Consider the following 12,965-nt stretch of genomic DNA (forward strand, 5'->3'; position numbering starts at 1 on the left):
GGTCTACTCAAGCGGGCATGTAAGCTCTGAACTCAGTGCCCTGAGTACCGGACTACTTACTGGAAGCGTGAATGATCGACACCATTTGGGGCACCACCTCCAAGCCTATAGCGAGCAGACAGCTCGCAGAGACGCTTGAGAAGATCGACGGTCTTGAGGGAACCCTTTACATTGGCTACCCGGTCATCGGCACTCCCGATGGAGCGTATCCGTTCGATGCTCTGCTGCTCAGCCCGTCAAAGGGAGTCGTCACCTTCCATCTCGTTGAAGGCAGGGTCCTTGACGATTACGTGTCCGTCCTTGACGAGAACTACAACAGGCTCCAAGCGAAGCTATTGAACTACAACGCGCTCACGAAGAAGCGTAATCTAGCGGTGCAGATTTCTACCATCGCCTTTGCTCCAGCGATCAACGTAGATGCCCATGAAGCCGACGAGGACCACCCTTTGGTCGGCATCGATACGCTGCCCGCCGCGCTTGAAGAGATTGACTGGGATACGCCAGAACTCTATGCAACTTTAGCCTCAACTATTCAGGCCATATCGAGCATCCGCCGCGGCAGGAAGCGCAGAGAGGTTAAGAAGGCAGATTCACGTGGCGCCCGACTGAAGGGCGTCGAAGATTCGATTGCGAACCTCGACTCGCATCAAAGCGCCGCAGTCATCGAAACGGCGGATGGCGTCCAGCGTATCAGGGGGCTGGCTGGCTCTGGCAAGACTATCGTTCTGGCCCTCAAGGTCGCCTACCTCCATGCCCAGCACCCCGACTGGAAGATCGCTGTAACCTTCAACACGCGCTCGCTTAAGGGCCAATTTGAGCGGCTCATCAACACCTTTGTCAGCGAACAAACGAACGAAGAACCGGACTGGGATCAGATCGAGATCATCAATGCATGGGGTGCGCCCGGGGACAAACAGCGCGACGGCGTGTATCACAAATTCTGCGCAATTAACAGCCTGAATTATCTTGATTTCAAAGCCGCTGAAAACGAATTCGGCTCCAAGAAAAGCTTTGAAGGGGCGTGCGAGAAAGCACTAACTGAAGCGAAAAACCCCAAACAGGTGTTTGATGCGATTCTGGTCGATGAAGCCCAAGATTTCTCGCCCAGCTTTTTGCGACTTTGCTACGCATTCCTGAAGCTACCCAAGCGACTTGTCTATGCCTATGACGAATTGCAAAGCTTAACGAGAAACTCTCTCCCTTCACCGGAAGATATTTTTGGCAAGAAGGCGAATGGCGAGCCGGTAGTTACCTTCGCTACGCCTGCACCGGGCGTACCGCGGCAAGACATCATCCTAGAGAAGTGCTACCGAAACTCGCGCCCCCTCTTGGCTACTGCTCACGCACTTGGGTTCGGCATCTATCGCGAGCCTCAAGGACTCATCCAGATGTTCGAACAAAAAGAACTCTGGCAAGACGTGGGATATCGAGTCCACAAAGGCGCGCTGGAAGATGGAAAATTTGTATCCCTCGAACGCACGGAAGAAACGAGCCCTAAGTTTCTTGAGTCCCATTCAAGCATCGATGACTTGATCCAATTTATAACATTTGATTCCGAAGAGGAACAGACCAACTGGCTTGTTCAAGAAATTGAAAAGAACATCCGCGAGGACGAGCTGAATGCGGATGACATTATTGTCATCAATCCCGACCCGCTGAAAACTAGAAATGCGGTTGGGAAGGCGCGCGCCCTACTCCTCAAGGGTGGCATCAACTCTTCTATCGCGGGCGTGACAAATTCCGCAGACATATTCTCTGAGAGTGATTCCGTCACTTTCACTGGTATTTTTCGAGCCAAAGGCAATGAAGGCGCTATGGTCTATGTGATCAATGCGCAGGATTGCTACTCAACCTTCCTTCCCAGCGAACTTGGCACAGCCAGAAATCGCCTCTTTACCGCGATCACTCGAAGCAAGGCATGGGTCAGAGTTTTGGGAATCGGCGCCAATATGAAGAAGCTAGAACAGGAATTCGCTCGCGTGAAGGAGCACGAGTTCCGACTCGAATTCAATTATCCAGATGAGGAGCAGCGCAATAAGCTCCAGATCATCAATCGCGATATGACCGCTGCTGAACGAAAGCGTCTACAGCAAAAACTTGGCGAAGGCACAAGCTTTGTTGAAGCCCTTGAAAGCGGGGAAATTGAACTCGAAGACCTCTCTCCAGAGCTGATTGATCGACTGAACAAGGTTCTGAAGGGACGCTAGTTCATGAACTCGGAACAAGTCCGCGCGCAGATCGAGAGTATCACTACTCTACTTGTAGAGTGTAGCCTGTGCGATGAACAAAATTATCCTTCAGTCAAGCACTCTGGCCCGCACACTCTCGTCACGATTCCAAACGACCCCGACCTCTCGATAGCCCTCAAGAGTGGCGTCGATTACCGAGAGATTTATCATCGCCTTGAGGAGACGCGAGCATTCAACTTCCGAATGCTCGACGGCGCGATAGCACAGTTGCTCTATGACTTTGTTGGCGAGGATTTGGTCGGGCATCGGCTCTCATACTTCCCATCGCCCACGCTGGAATCCTTCCAGAACGAGCCAGAGCTGTATGAAGATGATGAAATATACGCAGACATTCTGAAGAAGAATGTAGTCCCGTTTCCGATACGCTTCGATTACTCGTCTGATGACGCCAAGCATGTCGATATTCATCACCCAAGATCACACCTGACACTAGGCCAGTATCAGAATTGCCGAATTCCGGTGTTCGCACCTATCACACCCATCGTTTTTGTGAAATTCCTACTCAGGAACTTTTACAACACGGCTTATTGCGCTCATGAGGCTCGAATAGTCATCCCTATGACCTTTTTTGCCTCCTGCATCACCGAGAACGAACAAGGCATTCCACACTTTGTTCTGAATCGGCAGGCGGCCTAGAAGTCACAGGAATATCCACCGCGGCCCCTCGCCCAGCAGGGACCGCGGCGCGAGCCGCCAGCCCCGGGAGGTCTGGATACGCCCGGCCACGAGGCCAGCCAGCGAATCGGGCCGCAAGCCGTGTTCCTCGCGCATTTCGAGCTTGGTCCGGGAGACGATCCGCCCGGACACGACGTGCTGCCAGCGGTAGGTCCGTTCGTCTCGATGGAAGCCGCGGGCTCGCTCCCGGTAGGTGGGGTCCGCCCACCTGGCCTTCATTTGCGCGGATATGCGGGCGCGATGTTCGGGATCAGCCCATAGCCGAGCCATCGTTTCCCGCGGTGCGGTTGCCTGCCGCGTGGCGGCTTCCCCCGGCGCCGTCGCCCCACCGCCGTCGCCTACGGCGTCATTCCCGTCCGCGCCGGGGGTCGCTGGCTGGTCAGGGTGCCCCGGCGGCACAAGGCGGGCGCGATACGTCACCGCCGGGACACCCCGATTCAGTCAGCGGCCGCGGCGAGTGGTCGCCGCGCGCTTCTTCATCTTGTTGACCGTGGCGTTGCGCTCGGCCTGCTTCTTTTTCGTGGACGGCCTTCGCCTTCCGGACGTTGAGGAGCGCGCCTTTCATGCTTCGTCCTCCTCGCCCGACGCCTCGGCAATGGCCCGGGCGGCGAGCTGGTTGCTCAGGTTGGCGATGGGGTCGGCCTTGCCGCGGACGAACTGGTCATTGGCCGCGCGCGCGGTGCGCTCGGCCAGCAGGACGCCCTTGAGCTTGGCCGTGACCTCGGCGTGCTGCGCCCCACACCCTCTCGGCAAACGCCGCCGGCGGCGATCCGAAGGACGGCGGTCCACCACGGTCGTGACCGCGGCAGCCAGCGGCACGTCCCCGGTGGCAATCGCGATGATCGCGGCGGTTTCCAGTTCAACCGGGCCTGCGCCTTCGAGCTGCGTCTGGTACTGCCTGCGGCGGGCATCACCCACGCCGACACGCTCCATTCGTATCAATGCCGTTGCCAGAGTGGGCTGGCCGATGCCGCCCTTGCCCGTCCCACCTGCAATCACGTTGCGGATACCGGGGAAAGCTTGAAGTCGTGTTAAGAGCCTGAGGAAGAACTCCTTCGGACCAAGAGTTCCCTTCCTGGAGCCGCGTGTCGATCGAACGCATTACCGCAGCCCGATGTTGCTTCGCCACAATGAAACTCATCGTTCAATTCGCTCACTCGCGATCAGGGCGCGCAGACATTACGTATTCAGCATATGTTTTGATTAGCCGCCCCCCCCTATTTATCAAGTCAGGGTTGCAAGTGTGAGAACAATGTGTCAGACATGATAAACGTTCATTAAATGCCAGGAGTTCATACGGGTTCTTCCCTGGCATGTCCAACTCCGATACATCCGAAGGGGAAACGATGTCAATTCAACACCTATCCATGAAGCACCACCGTCTCAGCACCGCCTTGGCTTCTGCCTCGCTGATCGGCAACGTCCCGCTACTGGCGCAAGCCCAAAGCACCACGCACTCCCCCCCCCCCCCCCCAGAAGCAGGAGCGAGAAGAGCCCGCGCGCAAGGGGAACCTCGATACTGTGACGGTCACCGGCTCACGCATCAAACGTGCCGAAGTGGAAGGCCCTTCGCCAGTGACAGTAATCACTGCCGAACAAATCACCAAGGAAGGCTTCAATACGGTCAATGAGGTTCTTCAGACATTGACTCAAAACACCGGTTATGGACAAAACGACTTCAGCGCCAGCGGCGGCTTCACACCGAACGCCGCAGTCATCAACCTACGCGGCATGGGGCCGGGGCGCACACTTCTGCTGATCAATGGCCGTCGTGCCAACGATTACCCGTTCCCCTACAACGGCCGTAGCAATTTCCAGAATCTCAACAGCATTCCGGCAGCCGCCGTCGAGCGCATCGAAACCCTGGCTGGCGGCGCATCCGCGATTTACGGTTCCGACGCCGTGGCGGGCGTGATCAACATCATTCTGAAGAAAAACTTCGAAGGCGACATCATCAAACTAAAACGGGCATTCGGATTTCGTGATTGACAGCCAGTAGCTACGGATGTACTGTAAACTCGGATTTATTGATTGATGGAGTGCGCGATGCAACTCCGGTTGGCTGACTACCCGCAGCTCAGGCTGATCGCATGGAATCGGCGAGACGATGATCTTGTCGATGAAGAGGAGGCGCTGGCTCTCTATGAGCGCAACTGGTTCTACGTCGATGAGGCGAGCCTTCTTCCGAAGGAGCGACAGTTGATCGACCATCTCGTGCAGGCGGTCGGTAAGGGAGTGCTGCATGTTTGAAAGGCCACACCATCTGCGCATTGCGAAGCTCTTGCAGTTTTTCAACGCCGAACTTCTGCAGGACGCGAAGTGTTACTTCGGCGGCGGTACGGCCATCGTGCTCTCTTTGGGCGAGTATAGGGAGTCTATTGATGTTGATTTCCTGTGCTCCTCCAAGGAGGGTTTCCGGGTACTTCGCAACACCGTGACAATGCAGAGCCTCGGAGCCCTATTGAGGGAGCCCGTTCCGCATCGCCGGGATGTCCGTAGTGAACGTGACAAAATCGCGACGTTCTTGGACGTAGATGGCGCTCCTGTCAAAGTTGAGTTTCTTCTTGAAGGTAATCTTGAGATCAGTGGCAGCTTTGACCCGGTGTTTCAAGTACCAACCTTGTCGCGCGAGGACATGTACGCGACCAAGTTGTTGGCCAATGCGGACCGCGGATTGGACAAGTCCACCTTGAGCCGCGACATCATCGACTTGGCGATGATGATCGACCACTGGGGCGACATCCCTGAATCCGCATGGACGAAGGCCAAGGCTGCCTACGGGGGACACGTCGTCAGGGCGTACCACAGGTCTTGCGAGTTGATCTGCGACCAGACATATCTCATAGGCTGTCTGCGCAAGATGCACATGGAAGAGGGCTTGGTCGAGCGTTTGCCCGAAGTGCTCGAGTGTTCGCCACGATTGGACGCGGACGATCATGACAGCGCATGGAAGCCTTAGCCTTGGAGATTCGGGCGTCGGCTTCGCCGCTGACCTGATCGGCTACGGGCGTAAGCATGCCCGCCAATATCCTGAACCTCCCCTCCCACCGTGTAACGCGGATCGAGGAAGGCGAGCACGACTACCATATCTACGCCGAGGTCGTGCAATCCGTACCGGCCTGCATCCATTGCCAGTCCGATGAACTGGTCAGGTTCGGACGGCACGAGCGGCACATCAAAGACTTGCCGATGCACGCCCGCCGGGTAGGTCTCTACATCGACACCCGGCGTTTCCTGTGCCGGAGCTGCGGCAAGACCTTCTACGAGGCCCTGCCGGAAGTGGCTGATGGCCGTGGCCTGACCGCCCGACTGGCCCGCTGGATCGGCCAGCAAAGCCCCAAGCGACCGTTCCTGTCGATCTCGGATGAGACCGGCATCGACGAGAAGACCGTCCGCAACATCTTCCACGACTACATCAACGAGTTGGAGGCACAGGTGCAGTTCGAGACGCCCAAGATCATGAGCATCGACGAAATTCACCTGATACGGCCACGCTGTGTCATCTCCAACATCGGCAACAACACGCTGGTCGATCTTCTGCCGAACCGTAACAAGGAAACGGTGGCGAAGTACCTGTCCAAGATGGATCGCCGCGACAAGGTTCAGGTGGTCGCGATGGATATGTGGACTCCCTACCGCGACGCGGTGGAAGCGGTATTGCCAAAAGCGATCATCGTCATCGACAAGTTCCACGTCGTGCGCATGGCGAACGAGGCTGTTGAGCGGGCGCGCAAAGCGTTGCGTGCCGCGCTGACGCCCGCGCAGTGGCGCGGGCTGATGCACGACCGCTTCGTGCTCTTGAAGCGTCAGTGCGACCTAACGGACAAGGACCGTCTCAACATCGACGGCTGGACCAAAAACTACCCTGCGCTGGGCGATGCCTACCGCGCCAAGGAGGCGTTCTACGGCATCTACGACGCTCAGACGTCTGAGGAGGCCGTTCGGCGCTATGCGGCGTGGGAGCAGGCTCTCACGTCCGAGATCAGACTGTACTTCGCCGATCTACTGTGGGCATGGTCGAACTGGCAGCCGCACATCCTTAACTACTTCTACCGTCGCGTGACGAACGCCTACACCGAGAGCCTGAACAACCTGATCCGGGTCATGAACCGGCTGGGACGCGGCTACAGCTTCGAGGCGTTGCGGGCCAAGATTCTGTTCACCGAGGGTGTACACAAGCACACGTTATCCCGGCCCAAGTTCTAGCGGCGACCCTCAAAGTCCGAATTTGAAGCTCCAGCTTTCAAGCGGATATACCGGGAAGAAGATGCCATCGTCGGCGATGCGTCGCCACCTATAGCGTTCGATCCAGACAGGCACCCCAGTGCACCGAAGAACTACGGCGTGGACATCGAGTTGCTGACCCGGTTGTTGGAACGAGGTGAACTTTGAACCGGATCGGCACTGCTTACCGACATCCGTAAGCAATGGTAAGTAGCTTGGGATCAATCCCGGGGGTCAAGCAGCTTGCCGCGCTATTGAGGCCCGGATCAACCATCAATTCCGAATACCCGAAATCTATAACCTGACTGGCACAGGAGGCGGTGGCAAGCGCTCACGCTATGCCGCTGGTATCGAGTTCAGTATCCCGCTGACCTCCATGCTGCTCGCAAGCGTAGCCGGACGCTACGACAAATACGATGACATCACCAACGTCAACGACGCCCGTACTTGGGGCTTGGGCCTTGAATTCCGTCCGTTCAACAACTTTCTGCTGCGTGGCAACCTCAGCACCAGCTTCAAGGCGCCGGACATGCACTACGTATTCTCCGAACGCAGCGGCAGCTTCGGCAGAATTACCGACTATTACCGCTGCTATCTGAACAACATCAGCCCAGACCCCACCGTCTGCGGCGGTTCTGGCGGCAGGTACAGCTATCAGGTCTTCACCACCTCCCAAGGTCAACCAAGCCTGCGCGAGGAAACCGGTCGGTCCGCAACCGTTGGTTTCGTCTGGGACATCACCGATGGTTTGTCCACCTCACTCGACTGGTACCGCATTGACCTGAATGATGTCGTCAGCGTACAAAGCGGGAGTTCCATTCTGGAGGCGGAACTGGGTTGCAATACCGGCTTGTACCCCAAGGGCGAACCGTATCCATTCGCCATCGGCTCGGAGTTTTGCAACGCAACCCTGCCACGCATCAGTCGCGATGCCAATGGTACGATCACGGAAATCCGCAGCGGCCCAATCAACCTGGCCTATGTCGGCACCAAGGGCCTGGACGGCACTATCCGCTACCGCTTCCACACCGAACGTTTCGGAACCTTCAACACGTCGGTAACGTGGTCTCACGTACTGAGCCAGAAAGACCGCGCCACGCCTGCTTCCGCGACCCGGGATTATCGCGACCTGAATTCCAATGCGGGCTTCCGCAGCCGCGTCCGCGCCAGCCTGACCTGGAACAAGGACAGTTGGGATTCCACCGTATTCATGAACCGCCTGGGCAGCTTCCCGATCTGGCGGACTTCAGTGGCCGACGCCTATGGCTACAACCGGCGAATCGCACCGTTCATCGTCTGGAATATCAGCGTTGGCAAACGCTTCAACGACCGCTTCGGCATGCGCCTGAATGTCAATAACGTGTTCGACAGGATTCATCCCAACGATCCGACATTCAACTCCTACCCTTACTTCTGGAGTTCTTACGACGCGCTGGGGCGTCGGGTTGGGCTGGAATTCACTTACAAGCTCAATTGATCGCCCTGTGACCAACAAGGCCCGGCAATCACCGGGCCTTGCTCTATCGCCGTAACGATACCCACTGAACAGCGATCAACGGCTTAAAATCCGCTAGCCGACACATCGACATCCTCACTACCGCGGTGATGGCATGGTCAACATCACGGTGTATTCACACCCAACCCCCACTGGACGTTGAAGCCGACATGCTGCATCGCAACTTTCCCCCATGTGGCCCGGCATGGGATATAAACGTCATCCGCTGGCCATCACCATTGGCGGCCCACACAGGAGCAGGAGAAAAGAAAATGCGCAAGACCCTATTTGTACTCACGCTCGGCCTCGCCGCCATGCCCATGCTGGCATCGGCCCAGCAGTCGCCAGTCGGCAAGTGGAGGACCCTTGATGACGAAACCCGTAAGCCGATGACCGTGGTCGAGGTCTACGAGGCCCAGAACGGTACGCTGGCGGCCAAGATCGTGGAGAACATCGCCGCGCCGCCCACATGCACCAAGTGCAGCGGTAAGGACAAGGGCAAATCGATCATCGGCATGCCGGTACTGTGGAACCTGAAGAACAAGAACGGCGTCTGGGGCGATGGCAACGGACTGAAGCCTTCCACGGGCGACACCTTCCGTGCCAAATCGGTCGTCGTGACCGATGGCGGCAGGAAGCTGGAAGTGACCGGCTGCAAGGCGATTTTCTGTCGCACGGCCACTTGGCTACGTAATTGATCGTCGCTTCAATGCGCGGCACGTCGAAGGCCCGGGCAACCGGGCCTTCGTTTTTAGTGCGGGCAAGGCCCATGCGATAATTCCCGCCCGTTTTCGCCACCTGTCGCCATGTCCCGCCAAGCCCTCGTCACCTGTGCCCTGCCCTACGCCAATGGGCCGCTGCATCTCGGCCATCTGGTCGGTTACATCCAGGCCGACGTGTGGGTGCGGGCGCGGCGCATGGCCGGCGATACCGTGCATTTCGTCTGCGCCGACGACACCCACGGCACGCCGATCATGCTGGCGGCGGAAAAGGCCGGCACCTCGCCCGAAGCCTTCATCGCCGACATCCAGGCCGGGCATGAGGCGGATTTCGCCGCGTTCCACGTCGATTTCGATCATTACGATTCCACCAACTCGGCGCGCAACCGGGCGTTGACCGAGGCGATCTACGCGCGGCTGGAAGCCAGCGGCCACATCGGCAGGCGCACGGTGTCGCAGTTGTTCGATCCCGAGCGCGGCATGTTCCTGCCCGACCGCTACGTCAAGGGCATCTGCCCGAACTGCGAGGCGCCCGACCAGTACGGCGACAACTGCGAGGTCTGCGGCGCGACCTATTCGCCCACCGATCTGAAGGCGCCGAAGTCGGTGGTGTCCGGCGCCACGCCGGTGCTGCGCGATTCCGAGCATTACTTCTTCGAGCTGGGCCAGTTCGAGGATTTCCTGCGCGAGTGGCTCAGGGGCGATGTCGCCGTGCCGGGCGTCAAGGCCAAACTGGGCGAGTGGCTCGCGGGCGAGGGCGGGCTGCGCGCCTGGGACATTTCTCGCGATGCGCCTTACTTCGGATTCGAAATTCCCGGCGCGCCGGGCAAGTATTTCTACGTCTGGCTGGATGCGCCAATCGGCTACCTTTCCAGCTTCCAGGCGCTGTGCGAGCGCGATGGCATCGGCTTCGATGCTTTCCTCACACCCGATGGCGATGCCGAAATGCACCACTTCATCGGCAAAGACATCGTCAACTTCCACGGCCTGTTCTGGCCGGCCCTGCTGCATGGCGCCGGCCACCGCACGCCGACGCGGCTGCACGTCAACGGCTACCTGACCGTCGATGGCGCGAAGATGTCGAAATCGCGCGGCACTTTCGTGATGGCGCGTAGCTGGCTCGATCACGGCCTTGCGCCCGAGGCGCTGCGTTACTACTTCGCGGCCAAGACCTCGGGCGGCGTGGACGATCTCGATCTCAACCTCGCCGACTTCGTGCAGCGGGTGAACAGCGACATCGTAGGCAAGTTCGTCAATCTCGCCAGCCGCTGCGCCGGCTTCATCGAGAAGCGCTTCGGCGGCGAACTGGCCGCTGCGCTGCCGGAGCCGGCGATGTACGCGCGTTTCGTCGAAGCCCTGGAAGACATCCGAACCGCCTACGCCGGCAACGACGCCGCGCAAGTGCTGCGCCTGACGATGCTGCTGGCCGACGAAGCCAACAAGTACATCGACGAAAAGAAGCCGTGGGTGATCGCCAAGCAGGAAGGCGGCGATGCCGAATTGCAGGCGGTCTGCACGCAGGGGCTGAACCTGTTCCGCGTGCTGGCGCTGGCCTTGGCGCCGGTGCTGCCCGCCACCGCCGCGCGCGTATCCGCGTTCATGGGCGCGCCGCTGGCGGATTGGCGCGATTGCGATGCCGCGCTGCTCGCGCGTCGCATCGAAACCTATCAGCCGTTGTTCACCCGCATCGACCCTAAACACATTGACGCCATGACCGAAGCCAGCAAGGAAACCCTGAAGTCCGCCACCGCGACCAGTGCGGCCAAACCCGCGCCCGCCGCCGCGAAAACGGCTGAAAACGCCGTGGAATACATCGGTATCGAGGATTTCGCCAAGCTCGATCTCCGCATCGGCCGGGTGCTGGAGTGCGGCTTCGTGGAAGGCTCGGACAAGTTGCTGCGCTTCCTGCTCGACGCCGGCGAGCTCGGCCAGCGGCAAATCTTCTCGGGCATCCGCGCAAGCTATACCGAGCCGGAAAAGCTCGTCGGCCGCCATGTGGTGTTCATCGCCAACCTCGCCCCGCGCAAGATGCGTTTCGGCCTCAGCGAGGGGATGATCCTGTCCGCCGGCTTCGATGGCGGCGCGCTGGCGCTGCTGGATGCCGATGCCGGCGCGCAGCCCGGCATGCCGGTGCGCTGATCCCGGCACCGGATTTTTCCGGCCGCCCGCGATACAGGCCGAAGCCATCCATACGCCACTGGTCGAGCGCATAGACCGCCTGCTGCCGCAGACGCAATGCGGCCAGTGCGGCTACGAGGGCTGTCGCCCGTATGCCGAAGCCCTGGCGCGCGGCGAAGCCGACATCGACCACTGCCCGCCCGGCGGCGACGCCGGCGCGCGCGCGCTGGCGAAGCTGCTCGGCGTAACGGCGAAACCTTACGACCGCGCGCGAGGCGAGCACAGGCCGGGCATCGTGGCGCGGGTCGTCGAGGCCGATTGCATCGGCTGCACCAAGTGCATCCAGGCCTGTCCGGTCGATGCCATCATTGGCGCATCGAAGTTGATGCACGTCGTCATCGCACCGCTGTGCACCGGTTGCGAACTGTGCGTGCCGCCCTGCCCGGTCGATTGCATCGTGATGGATCCCTCGCCCTGAACCTGGGCGAGGCATCCGGCGGCCGCCTTATTTCCCGACGCAGGCCGAGCACACCCGTTCGACCCGATAGCCCTTTCCACGCATCCGCTCGACGACGCCATCGCTACCGAGCAGATGCATCGCGCCGACCACCACCAAGGTATCGTCGCTGCCCGGCGCTTCCAACCGCGCCTGCAACTGCGGTACCCAGGCGAGGTTGCGATCGACGTTGATCACCTGGTACAGACGCGGGTATTCGGTGCGCATCTTGTCGATGGTCTCGCGCAACAGCATGTCGGCATCGCCACGACGCCAAGCACCGTGCAGCCGGCCAATCCCGGCGGAGCCTTCGCGCGCGGCCGTCAGTGCTTCCTCCAGCATCTGCCGCTGTTGCTCGGCGCTCATGCCATCGAACAACACGACCTGGGAATCGCCGCTTTCCAGCCCCGCCACCCGCTTGCCCGCCGCCCTGGCCTTGGCCGAAATGTGATTGTCCAGGCCAAATTCGGGCTCCATGCCCATCTGCCGCATCGCCGTCATCGTGACCAGGATCGAGGCGAACCACGGCTTGAACCGTTGCAGCATCGGCACGTCGATGCCCTGCCTCGCCAATGCGTCGCGGTTGGCCTCGGCCCAGGCGTCGAACTTGGCATTGAGTTCGGGCGAAAGCGCATCTTTCAAGGTTTTGCCGTCGCGCCGCACCGCCGCCGCCATCATCTTCCGCGCCAACTGCGGCGAAGCCATTTCGTCCGGCGCGATCTCGAACGTCACCTGCGCGGCGCGGGCGAATGCGTCCTCGACATCTTTCGACAGCGGATAGTCGTCGGCCTTCAACACATGGAAGGAGCCGAGCATGTAGACGCAATTGTCGCTATCGCAGGCTTTCCACAGCAGCGGCACCGGTGGCGCGGCCACCTGTGAAGCCGCCACCGCCGGCGGTTTCGCCACGGCATTCGCCGCCAGCAATGCGATGGAAAGGGCAATCAGGCAACGCTTGGGCATGTGGCGACTCCGTTCACGTGAATCCG

13 protein-coding genes are annotated in these 12,965 nt (G+C 59.6%); 10 read left to right on the top strand and 3 right to left on the bottom strand.

The features are described from left to right. Positions 1–71 precede the first annotated feature (71 nt). Positions 72–2,207, top strand: a complete 2,136-nt coding sequence (locus EBB59_RS07155) for a DEAD/DEAH box helicase (protein ID WP_122101466.1) — start codon at positions 72–74, stop codon at positions 2,205–2,207. Between the two features lie 3 nt (positions 2,208–2,210). Continuing rightward, a complete protein-coding gene (locus EBB59_RS07160; RefSeq protein WP_122101467.1) occupies positions 2,211–2,885 on the top strand; it encodes a DUF2290 domain-containing protein in 675 nt (224 codons plus the stop codon). Positions 2,886–2,888: 3 nt separating this feature from the next. Here the strand turns inward: EBB59_RS07160 and EBB59_RS07165 are convergent, their stop codons facing one another. Continuing rightward, on the bottom strand, positions 2,889–3,143 hold the full coding sequence (locus tag EBB59_RS07165) for a hypothetical protein (protein WP_122101468.1): 255 nt from the start codon (positions 3,141–3,143) through the stop codon (positions 2,889–2,891). Positions 3,144–3,485: 342 nt separating this feature from the next. Then, positions 3,486–3,857 (bottom strand): hypothetical protein, encoded by a 372-nt coding sequence (locus EBB59_RS07170; protein WP_122101469.1) that lies wholly within the window; start codon positions 3,855–3,857, stop codon positions 3,486–3,488. Between the two features lie 588 nt (positions 3,858–4,445). Between EBB59_RS07170 and EBB59_RS07175 the strand changes: the two genes are divergently transcribed. From EBB59_RS07175 to rnfB, 8 genes are all read left to right on the top strand, one after another. Then, positions 4,446–4,913, top strand: coding sequence for a TonB-dependent receptor plug domain-containing protein (locus EBB59_RS07175; protein WP_122101470.1), 468 nt, complete (start codon positions 4,446–4,448; stop codon positions 4,911–4,913). Positions 4,914–4,970: 57 nt separating this feature from the next. Next, complete coding sequence (locus tag EBB59_RS07180; protein WP_211327707.1) at positions 4,971–5,174, top strand: hypothetical protein; 204 nt, start codon at positions 4,971–4,973, stop codon at positions 5,172–5,174. Further along, complete coding sequence (locus EBB59_RS07185) at positions 5,167–5,883, top strand: nucleotidyl transferase AbiEii/AbiGii toxin family protein (RefSeq protein WP_122101472.1); 717 nt, start codon at positions 5,167–5,169, stop codon at positions 5,881–5,883. The genes EBB59_RS07180 and EBB59_RS07185 overlap by 8 nt, the downstream gene beginning before the upstream one ends. Before the next feature lie 56 nt (positions 5,884–5,939). Further along, positions 5,940–7,130 carry an ISL3 family transposase gene (locus EBB59_RS07190; RefSeq protein WP_245979134.1) on the top strand — a complete coding sequence of 397 codons (1,191 nt, stop codon included), beginning with the start codon at positions 5,940–5,942 and terminating at the stop codon, positions 7,128–7,130. 319 nt (positions 7,131–7,449) lie between these two features. Next, positions 7,450–8,625: a TonB-dependent receptor domain-containing protein gene (locus EBB59_RS07195; RefSeq protein WP_281273222.1), complete on the top strand. Its 1,176-nt coding sequence runs from the start codon at positions 7,450–7,452 to the stop codon at positions 8,623–8,625. A gap of 290 nt (positions 8,626–8,915) precedes the next feature. Then, the gene (locus tag EBB59_RS07200; protein WP_122101474.1) at positions 8,916–9,341 is read left to right on the top strand and encodes a DUF2147 domain-containing protein; all 426 of its coding nucleotides are present in this window, start codon (positions 8,916–8,918) and stop codon (positions 9,339–9,341) included. 108 nt (positions 9,342–9,449) lie between these two features. After that, on the top strand, positions 9,450–11,501 hold the full coding sequence (gene metG / locus EBB59_RS07205; RefSeq protein WP_122101475.1) for a methionine--tRNA ligase: 2,052 nt from the start codon (positions 9,450–9,452) through the stop codon (positions 11,499–11,501). Next, a complete protein-coding gene (gene rnfB / locus EBB59_RS07210) occupies positions 11,467–11,958 on the top strand; it encodes an Rnf electron transport complex subunit RnfB (RefSeq protein WP_122101531.1) in 492 nt (163 codons plus the stop codon). The genes metG and rnfB overlap by 35 nt, the downstream gene beginning before the upstream one ends. A gap of 27 nt (positions 11,959–11,985) precedes the next feature. On the opposite strand, the gene EBB59_RS07215 is transcribed toward rnfB, so the two are convergent. Further along, positions 11,986–12,939 carry a TraB/GumN family protein gene (locus EBB59_RS07215; RefSeq protein ID WP_122101476.1) on the bottom strand — a complete coding sequence of 318 codons (954 nt, stop codon included), beginning with the start codon at positions 12,937–12,939 and terminating at the stop codon, positions 11,986–11,988. Positions 12,940–12,965: the final 26 nt, after the last annotated feature.

The organism is Solilutibacter pythonis (assembly GCF_003697345.1).
In the GTDB taxonomy this organism is placed as follows: Bacteria; Pseudomonadota; Gammaproteobacteria; order Xanthomonadales; family Xanthomonadaceae; genus Solilutibacter; species Solilutibacter pythonis.